This window comes from Thiomonas sp. DCM-2 (assembly GCF_056820905.1).
Window position 1 is genome coordinate 3,007,599 of sequence record NZ_CM165962.1, and the last position, 16,605, is coordinate 3,024,203.

General features: G+C 65.3%; 18 protein-coding genes. 5 read left to right on the forward strand and 13 right to left on the reverse strand.

The features are described 5' to 3' along the window. Window positions 1-169: 169 nt before the first annotated feature. Window positions 170-1,279 (forward strand): DUF3443 domain-containing protein, encoded by a 1,110-nt coding sequence (locus AC1ZQA_RS14640; RefSeq protein WP_482677574.1) that lies wholly within the window; start codon window positions 170-172, stop codon window positions 1,277-1,279. On the opposite strand, the gene ruvB is transcribed toward AC1ZQA_RS14640, so the two are convergent. Continuing rightward, window positions 1,273-2,334: a Holliday junction branch migration DNA helicase RuvB gene (gene ruvB, locus AC1ZQA_RS14645; protein ID WP_482677575.1), complete on the reverse strand. Its 1,062-nt coding sequence runs from the start codon at window positions 2,332-2,334 to the stop codon at window positions 1,273-1,275. The two genes, AC1ZQA_RS14640 and ruvB, sit on opposite strands and share 7 nt — an antisense overlap. A gap of 40 nt (window positions 2,335-2,374) precedes the next feature. Further along, window positions 2,375-4,354 carry a cation:proton antiporter domain-containing protein gene (locus AC1ZQA_RS14650; RefSeq protein WP_482677576.1) on the reverse strand — a complete coding sequence of 660 codons (1,980 nt, stop codon included), beginning with the start codon at window positions 4,352-4,354 and terminating at the stop codon, window positions 2,375-2,377. Between the two features lie 380 nt (window positions 4,355-4,734). Between AC1ZQA_RS14650 and AC1ZQA_RS14655 the strand changes: the two genes are divergently transcribed. Together AC1ZQA_RS14655 and AC1ZQA_RS14660 are read left to right on the forward strand one after the other, a co-directional pair. Then, window positions 4,735-4,944 (forward strand): cold-shock protein, encoded by a 210-nt coding sequence (locus AC1ZQA_RS14655; protein WP_079418163.1) that lies wholly within the window; start codon window positions 4,735-4,737, stop codon window positions 4,942-4,944. A gap of 89 nt (window positions 4,945-5,033) precedes the next feature. Then, window positions 5,034-5,171 (forward strand): hypothetical protein, encoded by a 138-nt coding sequence (locus tag AC1ZQA_RS14660; protein WP_482677577.1) that lies wholly within the window; start codon window positions 5,034-5,036, stop codon window positions 5,169-5,171. A gap of 23 nt (window positions 5,172-5,194) precedes the next feature. Here the strand turns inward: AC1ZQA_RS14660 and AC1ZQA_RS14665 are convergent, their stop codons facing one another. Both AC1ZQA_RS14665 and AC1ZQA_RS14670 read right to left on the reverse strand, forming a co-directional pair. Beyond that, complete coding sequence (locus AC1ZQA_RS14665; protein ID WP_482677578.1) at window positions 5,195-5,539, reverse strand: c-type cytochrome; 345 nt, start codon at window positions 5,537-5,539, stop codon at window positions 5,195-5,197. Beyond that, entirely contained in the window at window positions 5,536-6,045 is a 510-nt protein-coding gene (locus AC1ZQA_RS14670; protein ID WP_482677579.1) for a c-type cytochrome, read from the reverse strand. The genes AC1ZQA_RS14665 and AC1ZQA_RS14670 overlap by 4 nt, the downstream gene beginning before the upstream one ends. 169 nt (window positions 6,046-6,214) lie before the next feature. Between AC1ZQA_RS14670 and AC1ZQA_RS14675 the strand changes: the two genes are divergently transcribed. After that, a complete protein-coding gene (locus AC1ZQA_RS14675) occupies window positions 6,215-8,908 on the forward strand; it encodes a cation-translocating P-type ATPase (RefSeq protein WP_482677580.1) in 2,694 nt (897 codons plus the stop codon). Window positions 8,909-9,004: 96 nt separating this feature from the next. Next, window positions 9,005-9,937 carry a Na/Pi cotransporter family protein gene (locus AC1ZQA_RS14680; protein WP_482677581.1) on the forward strand — a complete coding sequence of 311 codons (933 nt, stop codon included), beginning with the start codon at window positions 9,005-9,007 and terminating at the stop codon, window positions 9,935-9,937. Window positions 9,938-9,949: 12 nt separating this feature from the next. On the opposite strand, the gene modD is transcribed toward AC1ZQA_RS14680, so the two are convergent. The 9 genes from modD to AC1ZQA_RS14725 form a co-directional block, all read right to left on the reverse strand. After that, window positions 9,950-10,792 (reverse strand): ModD protein, encoded by an 843-nt coding sequence (gene modD / locus AC1ZQA_RS14685; protein ID WP_482677582.1) that lies wholly within the window; start codon window positions 10,790-10,792, stop codon window positions 9,950-9,952. After that, window positions 10,770-11,465, reverse strand: coding sequence for a molybdate ABC transporter permease subunit (locus tag AC1ZQA_RS14690; protein WP_482677583.1), 696 nt, complete (start codon window positions 11,463-11,465; stop codon window positions 10,770-10,772). The genes modD and AC1ZQA_RS14690 overlap by 23 nt, the downstream gene beginning before the upstream one ends. 10 nt (window positions 11,466-11,475) lie before the next feature. Continuing rightward, entirely contained in the window at window positions 11,476-12,261 is a 786-nt protein-coding gene (modA, locus tag AC1ZQA_RS14695) for a molybdate ABC transporter substrate-binding protein (RefSeq protein ID WP_482677584.1), read from the reverse strand. Between the two features lie 18 nt (window positions 12,262-12,279). Next, window positions 12,280-13,116 (reverse strand): TSUP family transporter, encoded by an 837-nt coding sequence (locus tag AC1ZQA_RS14700; RefSeq protein ID WP_482677585.1) that lies wholly within the window; start codon window positions 13,114-13,116, stop codon window positions 12,280-12,282. Between the two features lie 19 nt (window positions 13,117-13,135). Beyond that, window positions 13,136-14,221 (reverse strand): molybdenum ABC transporter ATP-binding protein, encoded by a 1,086-nt coding sequence (gene modC / locus AC1ZQA_RS14705; protein WP_482677586.1) that lies wholly within the window; start codon window positions 14,219-14,221, stop codon window positions 13,136-13,138. 2 nt (window positions 14,222-14,223) lie between these two features. After that, window positions 14,224-14,901 (reverse strand): molybdate ABC transporter permease subunit, encoded by a 678-nt coding sequence (modB, locus tag AC1ZQA_RS14710; RefSeq protein WP_482679340.1) that lies wholly within the window; start codon window positions 14,899-14,901, stop codon window positions 14,224-14,226. Window positions 14,902-14,910: 9 nt separating this feature from the next. Next, window positions 14,911-15,681, reverse strand: a complete 771-nt coding sequence (modA, locus tag AC1ZQA_RS14715; RefSeq protein WP_482677587.1) for a molybdate ABC transporter substrate-binding protein — start codon at window positions 15,679-15,681, stop codon at window positions 14,911-14,913. Window positions 15,682-15,720: 39 nt separating this feature from the next. Then, a complete protein-coding gene (locus AC1ZQA_RS14720; protein ID WP_482677588.1) occupies window positions 15,721-15,864 on the reverse strand; it encodes a hypothetical protein in 144 nt (47 codons plus the stop codon). A 104-nt stretch (window positions 15,865-15,968) separates the two neighbouring features. After that, window positions 15,969-16,391, reverse strand: a complete 423-nt coding sequence (locus AC1ZQA_RS14725; protein ID WP_482677589.1) for a TOBE domain-containing protein — start codon at window positions 16,389-16,391, stop codon at window positions 15,969-15,971. Window positions 16,392-16,605 lie beyond the last annotated feature (214 nt).

Sequence of the window (16,605 nt, forward strand, 5' to 3'; positions counted from 1 at the left end):
GATGATGCCTCCACCGCAACGCCCACTGTCGCACCGCCTCCTGTCCATCGCAGCCGCCTTCGGCACCGCACTGCTGCTCAGCGCTTGTGGTGGCGGGGGCGGGGGAACGGCCAGCGCACCGACATCGACCAACAGCTCAAATTCAGCGAACGTTCCCAGCGTCTCCGCCGTGAGCGGGACCAACGTCGTCCCAGTCACCATTCGCCAACTGACGAGCAACAGCACGACCCTGACCGCCAACTCCCCCTATGTGAGCGTGACTGTTTGCGCGTCGGGGAGCAGCACCTGTCAGACCATTCCGGACGTGCTGGTCGATACCGGATCGGCCGGATTGCGGCTGTTTTCCGGCGCGCTCAACAGCGCCATGCTCAGCAGCCTGCCCCCGATCGCCAATGGCGGCGGATCGCTCGCGGCCTGTGCCCAGTTCGCCTCCGGCTATGCCTGGGGCAGCATGCGGCTGGCGTCAGTCCAACTGGGGGGGATGGCTTCGACCACCGCCATTCCGGTGCAAGTGATGGACGATCTGGCGCTGCCCTCCGCACCAGCGAGTTGCGCCAGCCAGGGGGTGGACTTTGCCAGCAATTTTTACGGCATCGCCAACGGGATCCTGGGGATCAGCAATTTCAAGTACGACTGCGGCGCTGCGTGCGCGCGAAGTGCCAGCAATGGCGTGTATTTCTCCTGCAGCGGCCGCACATGCACGGGCACGACCGCCGCCACCAGCCAGCAAGGCATCAATCCGGTTGCCACATTTGCCACGGACAACAACGGCAGCGTCCTGGCCCTGCCGGGCGTCCCGCTGCCAAATGGTGCACCGAGTGCGAACGGAACGCTGATCTTTGGCATCAACACCCAGGCCAACAATACGTTCACCGCCGCGCAACTGTATCCGCTCGATACCTCGGGCAATCTCACGCTCACGGTCAACGGCGTGGTCGGCACCGGCTTTGTCGACAGCGGCTCGAATGGCTATTACCTTGCCCTCAGCGGGGTTCAGACCTGTTCCAGCGCAGCGGGCTTCTACTGTCCGCCGCAGGCATTCAACCTCGCAGTCAGCCTGCAGGCCAGCGGCGGCGTGGCGGGTACGGCGCAGAGCATCACCATCGGCAATGCGCAGTCGATGTTCCAGACCGGAAATGCGGCTTTGCCCGCGCTGGGCGGCACATCGGCCATCAATGGTCTGGTCGATCTCGGCCTGCCGTTTTTCTACGGCCGCTCCATCGCCACCGGCCTGGAAGGCACCAACAGCAGCGCGCCCAACGGCTTCCTGCTTTACTGACCACCGAACAGATCGCCGCCCGGGCGCTGCGGCGCGGCCAGGCCCAGGTGGGCATAGGTGGCGGCTGTGGCGATGCGCCCGCGCGGGGTGCGTTGCAGATAGCCCTGCTGGATGAGATAGGGCTCGATCACATCCTCGATGGTGTCGCGCTCCTCGCCGATCGCTGCGGCCAGGTTGTCCAGACCGACCGGGCCGCCATCGAAGCGATGCACCACGGCCTCGAGCAGCTTGCGGTCCATCACGTCAAAGCCCAGCGGATCGACGTCGAGCATTTTCAGGGCGGCGTCGGCCACCGGCGCGGTGATCTGCCCGGAGGTCTTCATCTCGGCGTAGTCGCGCACGCGGCGCAGCAGGCGGTTGGCGATGCGCGGCGTGCCGCGTGCCCGGCGCGCGATTTCTGCCGCACCGGTGGGGTCGATGACCGCACCGAGCAGCCCCGCCGAGCGCAGCACGATGCGGGAGAGTTCTTCCGCCGTGTAGAACTCCAGCCGCGCGACGATGCCGAAGCGGTCGCGCAGCGGGTTGGTCAGCATGCCGGCGCGGGTAGTGGCCCCCACCAGGGTGAAGGGCTGCAGGTCGATTTTCACGCTGCGCGCGCCCGGCCCTTCGCCAATGAGGATGTCGATCTGATAGTCCTCGAGCGCCGGATACAGAATCTCCTCGACCACGGGCGAGAGCCGGTGAATTTCGTCGATGAACAGCACGTCGTTGCGCTCCAGATTGGTGAGCAGCGCCGCCAGATCGCCGGCGCGCTCCAGCACCGGGCCGGAAGTCGAGCGCAGATTCACGCCCATCTCGCGCGCGACGATGTGCGCCAGCGTGGTCTTGCCCAGCCCGGGCGGGCCGAACAGCAGCACATGGTCGAGCGCCTCCGCACGCTTGCGCGCCGCGCCGATGAAAATGTCGAGCTGCTCGCGCACCCGGGTCTGACCAACGTAGTCGTCGAGCTGCTGCGGGCGCAGCGCGCGCTCCACCACCGATTCCTGCGGCGACACCGGCGCGGCGTCGATCAGCCGCGTCGAGGCGGGGGCGAATGCATCAGGTTGGATAGGCACGGCGGGCGCAGCGAAGAACTGGGAATGCGCACAGCATAGATCAACCGCGCAGCAGCGCTTCTTCCGCCACGGCCAACGCGTCGGGCAGGCCAGAGAGCACCACGGTATCGCCTTCGCGCAGTTGCAGGGTCGGGGTTGGCTTGAGCACCTGCCCGTCGCTGCGGCGCACCTGAGTCACCCGCGCGCCCTCGCGGCTGACGGCCCGCAGCATCTGCCCCACGGCGGCCGCCTCGGCAGACAGGGTCACGGATTGCAGACGCGGCTGATCGGCATCTTCCAGCGAGGCATCGTCGCTGCCATGAAACCAGTCACGCAACAGCCCATAGCGTGCGGCACGCGCATGCCGCACCCGCTTGAGCACCCGCGGCAACGGCACGCCCACCAGCGCCAGAGTGTGCGAAGCCAGCATCAGCGAACCTTCCAGAATCTCGGGCACCACCTCGGCAGCGCCGGCCTGACGCAGCTCTTCCAGCGGACCATCGTCCATGGTGCGGACCACCACCGGCACATGCGGCGCATGTTCGCGCATGAGATGCAGGATGCGCAGCGCTGAATGCGTTTCCACATAGGTGATGACCACCGCGCTGGCCCGCTGCAGCCCCGCCGCCTGCAGCGTGGCCAGGCGGGTGGAGTCGCCATACACCACGTTCTGCCCGGCGGCCTTGGTCTGCGCCACACGGTCGGGGTCGAGGTCGAGCGCGATGTGCGGAATGTGCTCGGTGTCGAGCAGGCGCGCCAGATTCTGCCCGCAACGGCCAAAGCCGCAGATGATGACGTGGTTCTGCGCCTTGATGGTGCTGCGCGCGATATTGGTGAGCTGCAGCGATGCCAGCATCCAGTCCGCCGACGACACCTTGAGCACGATGCGGTCGACGTACTGCCCCAGCAGCGGTGTATAGAGCATGGAAATCACCATCGCCGCCAGCACCGGGTTGAGCACCTCGGGCGGGATGAGCCTGTTGCCCGATGCGATATTGAGCAGCACGATGCCGAACTCCCCCGCAGGCGCCAGCCACAGCGCCACCCGCAGACTCAGGCCAGGCGGCGTCTTGCGCAAGCGCTCGATGCCGAACACCAGCGCCGCCTTGAGTACCGGCGGCAGCAAGGCCAGCAGCAGCACCAGCCACCATTGCGCCAGCACCAGGCGCCAGTCGAGCAACATGCCGATGGTGATGAAGAACAAGCCCAGCAGCACGTCACGGAAGGGGCGGATGTCGGCCTCCACCTGCGCCTTGTACGGCGTCTCGGCAATCAGCATCCCGGCCAGAAAGGCGCCGAGTGCCAGCGACAGCCCGGCCAACTCGGTGATCCACGCCAGCCCCAGGGTGAGCAGCAAGAGATTGAGCATGAACAGCTCATCCGACTTGCGCTTGACCACGATGCGCAGCCAGGGCTGCAGCAGCCGCCCGCCCGCCAGCAGAATGACCGCCAGCACCAGCACCGCCTTGATCGCGGCAAACAGCAGCAGGCGCGGCAGATCGGCGCTGTGCGAGGCCAGCGCCGGAATCAGAATCAGCAGCGGCACCACCGCCAGATCCTGAAACAGCAGCACGCCGATGATGTGACGGCCATGCTCCGAGTCGAGTTCGATTTTTTCCGCCAGCAGCTTGACCACGATGGCGGTGGAGGACATGGCAAACGCCCCGCCGATGGCGATGCCCGCACCGATGGGCTGTCGCCAGAGTTGCGGCAGCAGCAGGCCGAACAGCAGGCTGGCGATCAGGGCAACAGCCAGGGCCGACGCCATTTGCGCAGCGCCCAGCCCGAACACCAGCGAACGCATGGCCTTGAGCTGGCCCAGACTGAACTCCAGGCCAATGGAAAACATCAGGAACACCACGCCGAATTCCGCCAGATGCTGCAGCCCGGTCGTGTCTCCAGCCAGCGCCAGCGTGTTGGGGCCGATGACCACGCCCACGGCCAGATAACCCAGCATGGGCGGCATGGACATGGCACGAAACAAGGCCACGCCAATCACGGCGGCAACGAGGTAGAGCAGGGTGAGTTCGAGGCCAGTCATCGAAGCGGGACAGTCGGTACGGCAGGTCGGGAAATCGGGTTGTAGTCGGGCAACGGAGCATAAGTCATGCCCGCGATGCGCCCGCAGCCGGGCACCGCATGGGGCGCAGCAAGCGTTCGGTACTCCGCCCGATTGACCTCTGCCCGGCCAGGATCTGGCAATCTATTTTTCTTCAACCCGGCACGCATTCCGAGAATCGATTACCATGCTCGACGTAGTAAACGCAAAAGTAGGTCGTTTTGAAGAAGATCGTCGAAACCCAGTCTGACTGTTTTGCAGCAGATTGCGGCCTGATTGAATTCCCCAAGTGATTTCTGGCGTGTTTCTGCACTGCGCTGGCATGTTGCTGCGCAGCTCATTCACTTTTTAGGAACTCAAAAATGGCTATGCAAACTGGCTCCGTCAAATGGTTTAACGAAAGCAAGGGCTTTGGCTTCATCGCCCAGGACGGCGGCGATGCCGATCTGTTCGTGCACTTCAGCGAAATTCAAGGCAATGGCTTCAAGACCCTGGCTGAAAACCAACGCGTGCAATTCGAAGTCAAGCAAGGCCCGAAGGGTCTGCAGGCTTCGAACGTGACCGCTCTCTGATCTGACAAGACTCAGACAAAAAACCGCAGCCCCGGCTGCGGTTTTTTTATTCCCGCGTCCATCCACGCACCCGACAAGGACAAGTCATCATGCCCAAAGGCCAACAGCGGACCAACAAGGAAGTCAAGAAACCCAAGGCAGACAAGTCTCCTGCCAAGCCGATTTCGCCGCAGGCGGTACGGCCGGAAATCGTCACCATCGTGCCCGATCGGCACAAGAAAAAATGAGCCGCGGGTGATAGGCAGCCGCCTCAGGATTTGGGTTTGAGGCTCAGAATCCACTGCGCCAGACCCAGCGCCTGATGGGAATTCAGATACCCATCGGGCGCGTAGGCCGGCATGGGAATGACGCCCCATGTGCCCTGGTGCCCATTCAGAATGGCGTCCTGCAGGATGGCGGCGGCATTGGGATTGTGGGCATAGCGCTGCGCGACCGCCGTGTAGGCCGGGCCGACTTTTTTATGGTCGATGGCGTGACAGGAAAAGCATCCCTCGCTCTGCGCCAGCCTGTGCATATCGGCGGCAGACGCCGCCTGCGCAGTCGCGCTCGTCGCGGCACAGATGAGCAGCGCCGCCGCCAGACCCGACAATCTCATTTGAACTGCTGCCCCATGGTCGCGCCCTTGGAGAGCTGGGTGAGATAGGCCACGAGGTCGATCATTTCCGGGCTGTTGTAGGCAGGCGGCTTGCCCATGATGCCAGCGCGCACGCAATGCACGATCTGCCGCTCCAGGGTGTAGACGGCGTGCTTCTTGGCCTTGTACTTGGGGTACTTGGCCGCAGCGCCGATCAGACTGGGCAGGTGCGCGCCCGCAGGGGTGGTGCCCTCGGTCTTGCCGCCGTCGGTGTGGCAGGCGGCGCAGGTCATGGCATGGCTGCTGAAGGCATTGGGCGGCACCCAGGTCTGCTTGGTGCCGAAGGTGTCGTTGGCGAAGATCTGCGCGCCCTGCGCCGCTGCTTCGTCGATCGACGACACCTTGGCGGTTGCGGTGAATTTGCCTGCAGGAGCCGTTGCGGCATATGCCTGCCCTGCGGACAGCGCCAGGGCGGAAATCCAGAGTGCGGAACTGCGCAGTCGTGATGAACTCTTCAGTAGGAACATCGATGTCTCCTCGTGGGGTGCGCGATGGCGCTTTTTGATTGTGCTGCGACTGCCAAGCCGTTGCGGTGAGAAGATGTGACAAGCAGTTTGCAGAAGTGTGCGCCGTGTCATGGGAACCCGTGACGTGCACTGCTACTCTTTACGCACCCAGGCCGTCAGCAGGCTTCCCATGTCCTCCCTTGAACAAGCTCACTGGCACGCCATCGAAACCGCCGCCGCAGTGGCCGCGTTGCACAGCGATGCGCAACGCGGCCTTGCCGCAGTTGAGGCGAGTCGCCGCCTGCGCGAGCATGGCCCCAACAGCCTGCCGAGCGCACCGCGGCGCGGCCCGCTGCTGCGCTTTGCCATCCAGTTTCACAATCCCCTGATTTATGTGCTGCTCGCCGCAGGGCTGGTCACTCTGGCGCTGCGCGACGATGTGGATACTGCAGTCATCCTGGGCGTCGTGTTGATCAATGCGGTCATTGGCTTCGTGCAGGAGGGCAAGGCAGAAAAGGCCCTCGACGCGGTGCGCGCCATGTTGGCCAGCCGCGCCATCGTGCTGCGTGATGGGCAGCGCACCGAGGTGGATGCATCGGATCTGGTTCCAGGAGATGTGGTGCTGCTGGAATCGGGCGCGCGGGTGCCCGCCGACCTGCGCCTGCTCCAGACCAAAAACCTGCGCATCGACGAGTCCGCGCTCACGGGCGAGTCGGTCGCCACCGAGAAGGACAGTGCCGCAGTGCCGCAAACCGCACCCGTTGCCGAGCGCAGCAGCATGGCCTTTGCCGGAACCGTAGTGCGCTACGGCCAGGCACGCGGCCTGGTGGTCGCAACCGGTCGAGAGACCGAAATCGGGCGTATCGGCACCCTGGTTGGCGGCACACCCTCACTGGAGACGCCGCTCACGCGGCGCCTCGATCGTTTTGCCCGGCAGATCTCCTGGGCCATTCTTGCCGTAGGCGCGACCGCCTTCCTCTATGGCGTACTGGTCCGCCAGCTTCCCACCTTCGAGGTGTTTCTCGCCGTGGTTGGGCTTGCTGTGGCCGCAATCCCCGAGGGACTTCCGGCCATCGTCACCATCGTGCTGGCCATCGGCACGCGGAGCATGGCGCGGCAGCGCGCCCTGGTGCGCAAACTCCCTGCGGTCGAAACCCTGGGTTCGGTCACCGTGATCTGCACCGACAAGACCGGCACCCTGACGCGCAATGAAATGACCGCAGTGCGCGTGATGCTGCCGGGCTGCGATCTGACCGTGAGCGGCACGGGCTACGCGGCGGATGGCGACTTCACTTGCGGTGGAGCGCAGCGCACAGCGCATCAGCACGCCGCGCTGCAGGCCCTCGCCACTTGCGCGCTGCTGTGCAACGACGCGCAATTGCAGCAGGATGCAAACGGCGCCTGGCAGCTCCTCGGCGACCCGACCGAAGGCGCGCTGCTGGCGCTGGCCCATAAGGCCAAACTGGAGGGGCCGCACCTGCGTGCACAGTTTCCGCGTCTCGACGCCATTCCCTTTGAGTCTGAGCTGCGCTATATGGCCACGCTGCACCGCGACCCAGCTGGAGGCGCTTTTGTCTTGCTCAAGGGCGCGCCGGAGCAAGTGCTCGAGCTGTGCCGCACGCAGGCTGACGGCGCGCCGCTGCGCCGTGACGACTGGCAGGCGGCCATCGCGCGGGCAGCGCAGGCGGGGGAGCGGGTTCTCGCACTGGCCCGCCGCACGGCGCCCGAAAACACCACGCAACTCACCGTTGCCGACATCCGCGCAGATTTCAGCCTGTTGGGCCTGGTGGGCATGATCGATCCGCCACGCGCCGAAGCCATCGCCGCAGTGGCCGACTGCCAGCGCGCCGGGCTGCGGGTGAAGATGATCACCGGCGACCACGCGGCAACCGCCGCCGCGATTGGCGCGCAGATCGGGCTGAACACCGCACAACCACTGGACGGCGCGATGATCGACCAGTTCGACAACGCCGCGCTGCGCCGCAGCCTGCGCAACACGGATGTGATTGCACGCGCCAGCCCTGAACACAAGCTCAGGCTGGTCTCGGCCCTGCAGGCCGATGGCGAGATCGTCGCGATGACGGGCGATGGCGTCAACGACGCCCCAGCCCTCAAGGCCGCCGACATCGGTGTGGCGATGGGGAACAAAGGCACGGACGCCGCGCGCGAAGCGTCCGATCTGGTGCTGACTGACGACAACTTCGCCACCATTGCGCGTGCCGTGCGTGAAGGGCGGCTGGTGTTCGACAACATCAAGAAGTCGATGCTGTTCATCCTCCCGACCAATCTCGGCGAGGCTGGAGTGATCGTGTTCGCCCTGTTCGCCGGGCTGGATCTGCCGGTCACTGCCAGTCAGATTTTGTGGGTGAACATGGTCACGGCCGTCACCCTCTCGTTGGCGCTGGCGTTCGAGCCTGCCGAGACGGACATCATGCAGCGACCGCCCCGGCCGCCCTCCGAGCCGCTCATCACCCGCACCATGCTGGCGCGCATCGTGTTTGTCGCCATCCTCATGGGCGCAACCACCTTCGGCGTCTTTGAGTGGGAACTGGCGCGCGGCCAGAGCCTGGACGTGGCACGCACGGCCGCCGTGAATATGCTGGCATTCAGCGAGCTGGCCTACCTGTTTCAGGTACGCGCCTACACCGCGTCCGCCCTGCACCGCACCCTGCTGCACGGCAACCTGGTCGCCCTGCTCGTCGCGGCATTGCTGGTGCTGCTGCAACTGGCCTTCACCTACGCGCCACCCATGCAGCAACTGCTGTCCAGCGCACCGCTCTGTGCCTCGTCCTGGGCCATGATCGCCGCACTGAGCCTGACGGTCTTTGCCGCTGTCGAGATCGAAAAGTGGGCCTGGCGACGTGCGGGCCTGCAGCGCATGTGAGTTCCTTCAGAACTGCCGTGCGGAATGTATAGCCCCTTGAAGTGAGGCGAGCGTGGCAAGCGAAGAGTCCATTTCACCTGGGAGAGCGAGGAGTGCATGAACACGATATTGCTCTGGGGGTTTTCCGCTCTGGCCGCCATTTTTTTGTTTCTGCATGGTTTAGAAGCGTTTTCGGATGAAATCACCCGCCTGGGTGGTGACCGCCTGCGCCGTGCCCTGGACCGCATCACGCGAAGTGACTGGCGTGCGGCGCTGGTGGGCGGGTTGGTCACGGCGGTGGTGCAATCTTCCTCGGCCGTCACCTCGATGGTGGTGGGGCTGGCGCAAAAGCGCGCTCTGAGCACGCGGGCCGCCATTGGCCTGATGATCGGCGCCAACGTCGGGACGACCGTCACGGCCTGGCTGGTGGCTTACAAAATCGAGGGGCTGGGGCCGATCTTTGTCACGCTGGGCGGGCTCTGGTCGCTGCTCGGCCCGCGGTCGTGGCGGCCGTATGGCAAGGCCATTTTTTATTTTGGCCTGATTTTTCTGGCGCTTGATCTGGTGGCGCAATCCCTGGCGCCGCTGGCGCACAGCCCGCAGATTGCGGCGTGGCATCCTTTGCTGCAATCGCCTGTGGTGGCGCTGCTGTTTGGCACCCTGCTGACCGCCTTTGTGCAGTCCTCCTCGGTGGTCAGTGGCTTTGCCGTGGTGGCCACTTCCCAGGGCATTCTGGAGCCGGGCGTCGCCGTGTGGATGGTGGCGGGCGCCAATCTGGGCACCACCTCCACCGCGCTGCTGGCCAGCACCAGCCTGGGCCCTCTGGCCCGGCGTCTGGGACTTGTCAACACCGCATTCAATCTGCTGGGCGTGCTGCTGTTTGCCAGCGTGCTGCAGCCTGTCATTGCGCAAGTGCTGCTCTTGCCTGTCACCGCGGCGCAGCAGGTCGCCATGGTGCATACCCTGTTCAACCTGACGGCTGCACTCGTCGGCCTGCTCATTCTGCCCTGGTTGTGGCCCCGGCTGGAGGCGCTGCTGCTTCGGCCCTGAGCTCAGCCAAGGTCAATCCATCCGCATCACCGCGCCAAAATCGGCCGCCTTGGCGTTGTACAGGCTGGAGGTCACCAGCACGTCGACGCCGCTGGCGGCAAACTGCGCGGCGTTGTCCGGGCGAATGCCGCCCGCCGCGTTGATGGTCAGTCGCGGCTGCACGCTGCGCAGTTTGGGCACCAGCGCGGCGAGCTGCTCCGCAGTCATTTTGTCGAGCTGCACGCCGTCGGCACCGGCGCGTGCGGCGGCCAGCGCGTCGTCCTCGCTTTCGGCCTCGATCAGCACGAACTTTTCCGGGCTGTGCGCCTTGGCCCGCGCCACCAGCTGCGCCGCGTCCAGCCCGGGGAGGAACGCACGGTGCTGGGCAAAGATCAGAATGGTCTCTGACAACCCTGCGCGGTGCACCATGCCGCCGCCGCACAGCACGGCGTAGTGCTGCAGCTTGCGCGCGCCGGGGTGCGCCTTGCGCGTGCCGGCCACCTGGATGCGCGGGTTGCCCGCCCTCGCAGCATCGACCATCTGCCGCGTCGCGCTGGCGATGCCGCCCAAGTATTCGAGCAGGTTCATGCCCTGCTTCCAGGCAATGTGCAGGGCGTGGGCATTGCCGTGCAGTCGCAGCACGGCCTGTCCGAATGCGGTGGTGTCGCCATCGGCGGCCAATGGCTCGGCGCGCAGATCCAGCGCCTGCGCCAGACGCCGCAGCGGTGCCATGCCGGCGAGCACACCATGCTGCCGCGCGGTGTAGGTGAGGCTGCCCGCAACATCGGGCAGGCCGAGCGCGCGGGTGGTTTCGTCGTGCAGCGGCTGGTCTTCGATGATGAGCTGATCGATGTCAGCCTGGGTGAAGTACATCATGTTTGGCAAGCTCCTTGTTTTGCAGCATGCGCACGGCAACGAACAGCACCAGGCTGAACGCCCCCAGCAGCGCGCTGAGCAGCCCGGCCTGGGCGTAGTCGCCCGTGGTCACGGTGTTGAAAATGGCAAGTGACAGGGTTTCGGTGCGGCCGAGGATGTTGCCGCCGAGCATCAGCGAAATGCCCACTTCGCCCATGCCGCGGGCCAGCGCCAGCAGCAGCCCTCCGAGCAACGCAGGCAGGGCGATGGGCAGGTGCATGGTGAGGTATGCATTGCGCGGCCCACGGCCGAGGGTCAGCGCCACTTCGTGCCACACCCTGGGGTGGGTCTGCAGCGCGGTCTGCAGGGTCTTGACTGCCAGCGGCAACCCGGCGATGAACGCGGCCAGCAGCAGACCCGGAAAAGTGAAAATGAAGTTGATGCCCAGGGTCTGCAGCCATCGCCCCAGCAAACTTTCGCGGCCCAGCAGCCACAGCAGGCCGAAGCCGATGACCACTGGCGGAAACACCAGCGGGATGGTCACCACCGCGTCCAGCCAGGCGGAGCGCCTCAAACCGAATTGCAGGGCGTAGCACAGCAGCACCGCCGCCAGCGCGTAGGCGGGCAACACAAGCACGGCGATCTGGGTGCTGAGCCACAGGGCTGCCCAGGCATCCGGCGTGAGCGCGGGCATCTGCCAAGTGTCAGAGCCCGGCCTTGCGCAGGATGTCCTGCGCCGCCTTGCCTTGCAGGAACTGCGCAAACTGTGCGCGGCTGGCGGCGGTTGCGGGTTGCGCGCCATCTGCCGGGAACGCGGCAACGATGTCGATCGGTGCATAGCTCTCTGGCCCCGGCTGCAGCTCCAGATAACCACCGAGCTGGCCCTTGACGGCCAGCGCCTCGGTCAAGTTGAAAAACCCGGCGTCGATCTGACCCGAAGTGAGATACGCGCTGATCTGCGGCATGGTCTGCACGATCTTGAGCTTGTCCTGCAAAGGTTCCCACAGCCCCTTGGCCTTGAGCCACTGCTCGGCAGCGCGGCCGTAGATGGCCTGCTGCGGATTGGGCAGGGTGATGGACTGCATCTGGGGCAGATCGCGCACCGGGTCGGTGATGGGGTCGGGGCTGCGCCGTCCCATCAGCTTGCGCCGCCAGGCCAGCGCGAGCTTGCCCTGGCCGAGCGGAATGCGCAGCGGCAGGTCGAGGTCTTTGGCGTGGTCGATGAAGTCGGCGTCGCCGATCAACACATCCACCCGACCGCTGGCGCGCGCCTGCGCGAAGAGTTGCTGCAGATTGCCGTAACTGCGCTCCACGGCAACGCCGGTCTGCCGCGTGAACTCGGCGCACAGCGCCTCGACCGGGCGCTTGTAGCCCGCGCCGGCCATGACGAGCAGGGGCACCGGATCGGCGGCCGCGGCGCGCGCCGCAGGCAAGGCGGCGGCCAGTGCCGCCAGAACGAAATGACGTCGTGAAAGGTATGAAGGTTGCATGACAAACTTTTGTCGTGATCAGTCGCAGCGGCGATGACGGAACACTTTCCACGCCGAGATCGCCAGAATCAGCGCGAGCAACAAGCCGAGTCCGTCGGTCGGCACCACGCCGAGCAGCAGGCCGCCCAGCAGGGAACCGAGCAAGGAGCCCGCGGCCATGCCGAGCAAGAGCGCGCGATGGGTGCGCAGCACGGCGAACGCCGCGCTCTCGCGGTAGCGCGCAAAGCCGACGACCATGGTCGGCAGCGAAATGAGCAGCGACAGGCTGCCCGCGAGCTTGAGGTCCACGCCCCACAGCAGCACGATGGTCGGGATCAGCAGTTCTCCCCCGGCCACGCCCATCACCGCGGCGAACATGCCGATCACCAGACCGGCGGCGATGCCCAGCAACGCATGCCCCCACGCAGGCAGCGCCGCGTGCAGATCCGGCAGCGCGCGCAGCCCGAACACCTGCTCGGCGGCCATGCTCGCCGCCAGCAGCACCAGCAGCACGAACAGCACGGTGTCGAGGGTCTTGCGCGGCAGGCGCATCGCCCAGCCTGCCGCCCACCACGCGCCGAGCAGGCTGCCGGCGAGCAGGTTGACGACCACCGGCCAGTGCGGCAGCAGCGCATCGAGCGGCACTGCGTGCAGCCGGGCGACGATGGCGATGGTCACCACCAGAAGAGACAGCGCCTTGTTGGCGATCACCGCCTGCAGCGTGGCCAGACCGAACAGCCCGACGAGAACCGGCAGACGGAATTCCGCGCCGCCGAGTCCGACCAGGCCGCCGAGCAGGCCGATGGCCAGTGCAGCGGCAAAGCCCCAGAGCGGGCTTGTGCGGGCGATGCGCGGGGTCACACCTTGGCCGTCCATCGGTCTGTCCGCCTGGGGTTCATTGCGTCAGGTCACCCGCCAGCGCAACCGCCTTGACCAATGCCCACACGAGCATCCCGGGGCGCAGCTCCAGCCGTTCGCGCGAGGCGCGGGTGATTTCGGCAAACAGCAGCTGGCCGTCGCCGAGTTCGAGCCGGACCAGCACGTTGACCGGATGCGCGGCGTCGGCGATGTCGACCACGCGCGCCTGCAACTGGTTGTTGATCGACACTTCGGGCAGGTGCAGCAGCGAGATGCTCACATCGCGCGCGCTGACCTGCAGCCGCATCACCCGCCCGGGCGCGCAGCCGCTGCACGCCTCCTCGGGCACGCGAAGCAGCTGCCCGGCGACTTCGAGCGCGCGCAAGCCTTGCGCGGCGCTGTCGGCGCGGCATTGCAGCACGGCGACATGGCTGTGCCCGGCAAACAGCGGCGAGCCCGGCAGCGCCACCGCCTGTGCCAGCGGTAGGCTGTCCAGCACCTGTCCGCCCTGCATCATCACCACATGGTCGGCCAGCCGCAGCACTTCGGCCGGGGCATGGGTGACGTAGAGCACCGGGATGTCGAGCTCGTTGTGCAGTCGCTCCAGGTACGGCAGGATTTCCTGCTTGCGCTTGATGTCCAGCGCCGACAGCGGCTCGTCCATCAGCAGCAGCTGCGGCTGCAACGCCAGCGCGCGCGCAATGCCCACGCGCTGACGCTCGCCACCGGAGAGCAGGTGCGGGCGGCGCTGCAGCAGGTGGTCGATTCCCAGCAGTTCGACGATCGGCGTGATGTCGGCATCGCCGCGCCCGGCGCGCTTCAAGCCATAGCGCAGATTGCCCAGCACCGACAGATGCGGAAACAGATTGGCGTCCTGGAACACATAGCCCAGGGGGCGGCGGTGCGGCGGCAGGAAGCTCTGGGCATCCTGCCACACCTGGCCCTTGAAGTGCAGCGTGCCGCTGGGGCGCTCCAGCCCGGCCACACAACGCAGCAGTGTGGTCTTACCCGAACCCGAGTGGCCGAACAGCGCGGTCACCCCGCGGCCTGGCAGGCTTTGCTGCACCCGCAACGTGAAATCGGGCCAGCGCAGCGTGAGGTCGATGTCGATGGTCTCGGCCATGGTCACGCCTTCTTGGGGTTGGGTCGCCAGGCATGGAGCGACAGCAGCACGAGGAAGGAGAACACCAGCATCACCGCCGAAAGCCGGTGCGCCCCGGCGTATTCCATCGCCTCGACATGGTCGTAGATCTGCACCGAGGCCACGCGGGTCTCGCCCGGCAGGTTGCCGCCGATCATCAGCACCACGCCGAATTCACCCACGGTGTGCGCAAAGGTGAGGATGCCGCCAGTCAAAAACCCGGGCAGCGCCATCGGCAGCGCCACGGTAAAGAAGGCATCCCATGGCGAGGCGCGCAAGGTGGCAGCGGCTTCGAGCGGCTTGTCGCCGATCGCCTCGAAGGCGTTTTGCAGCGGCTGCACCATGAACGGCAGCGAATAAAACACCGAGGCGACGACCAACCCCCAGAAGGTGAACGGCAGGGGATGTACCCCCAGCCAGTTGGTGAAATGGCCGATGAAGCCAAACGGCCCCATCGCCAGCAGCAGATAGAACCCCAGCACCGAAGGCGGCAGCACCAGAGGCAGCGCGACCACCGCGCCAATCACTCCCCTGAGCCGCGAGCGGGTGCGCCCGAGCCACCAGGCGATCGGGGTGCCGATGACGAATAGACAGGCGGTGACGGTGATCGCCAGCTTGACCGTCAGACCGATGGTCTGCCAGTCCTCGGCAGTCAGCAGCAGACTCATCGCTTACTTGATCTCACCGGGCAGAACGAAGCCGTAGCGCGTCATGACTGCGCGCGCCTCGGGCGTATTCATGTACGCGGCAAACGCCTTGGCCGCGGCGTTGTTTTCTCCGCGCTTGGTGAGGATGAAGCCTTGCTCCAGCGGTTCGTGCAGATTGTCAGGGATGAGGTAGTACTTGCCCTTGCTCGCCAGTTGCGGGTTGAGCGCGAGAGACAGCGCAATCACGCCGACCTGCGCATTACCGGTCTCGACCAGTTGCGCGGTGTGCGAAATGTTTTCGCCAAACACCAGCTTGGGCTCGACCTTGTCCCACACCTTGGCGGCCTTGAGCGCTTCTTCCGCGCGCTTGCCGTACGGCGCATGCTTGGGGTTGGCGATCGCGATGTGCGCGATCTCCGGGCTGGTCAGGCTTTGCAGCGTCATCTTGCTTGCATCCAGGGTGGGGCTCCACAGAACGATGCGGCCAAACGCGTACGGCGTGACCTTGCTCGCGCTCAGCCCCGCCTTTTCCAGGTCGCGCGGGTACTGGATGTCGGCAGAGAGGTACAGGTCGTACGGCGCGCCCTGCTGGATCTGGGTGAAGAACTTGCCCGATGAACCATAGACCACTTCGACCTTGTCATTCGGGTGCGCTTTTTCGAACGACTGCACGATGTCGGCCATCGCAAATTTCAGGTCGGCAGCCGCAGCGACGGTGACCTTCTGCGCATGCGCGGCGGCCATGCCAAACGACAGCCCCAGCGCGACCAACAGGTTTTTCCAAGACTTGATCATGACAACCTTCCAGGTTTTGAAATGGAACAAAGCAGCGCCTCAGTGCGCCGCGCAATCGGCATAGCCGGATTCACGAACGAGCAGCTGCGTCAGTGATGTGATGTGGCGGGCGCGCGCGGCCATCGGCGCTGCGCTCCACGACGAGGCGGCAACGGACGCGCGTGGGCGCAACAGGTTTTGCATGACTTTCCGCAACATTTGCAGTCTTTGCTTACATCAGAACGGAAAACAGCCAGAAAAACGCGGCCCGCAACGCCTGCTGCGGGCCGCCAAGCGAGATGGGACGCTTAGTCCACCCCGAGGATGACGTGGGTCGCCTTGATGAGCGCGCACGCGGCGTCGCCCGCTTTCAGGTCGAGTGTCTTTTCGCTGCCGGTGGTGATCATCACCACCAGCTCGGTGCCGCCCTTGAGGCCGAGCACCACTTCGGTGTTCACCGCGCCGGTGGTGATCGACTTCACCGTGCCGCACAGGGTGTTGCGCGCCGAGGTTGCCGGAGCCGCACCTTTGACCAAGATGGGCCAAGACGCCTTGACCAGCGCCCAGGCGGGTTTACCTGCAGCCAGCCCCAAGCGATGCGCGCTGTCCTTGGTGACGATGGCCACCAGATGTTGGCCGTCACCCAGATCGAGCACGACCTCGGTGTTGACCGCGCCGTCGTGGACGGCATGGACATGGCCTTTGAGATGGTTACGGGCGCTGGTTTGCATGGGGGATTCTCCAGATGGGATGAAAGCGGGTTTCGATGTATTTGTTCAAACATTCCAGAACGCGCATGGAACCTGCACGCAACCGCCATCTTACAAAAATCATATGGAAAAACAGCGTGTTGTCTCGCATCAATGGCATGGACATCGCATTTTGATTACCCATACTGTCAGATACGTTGTATCTAAATAAATATAGTGAGAGGAGGCTTTTGCT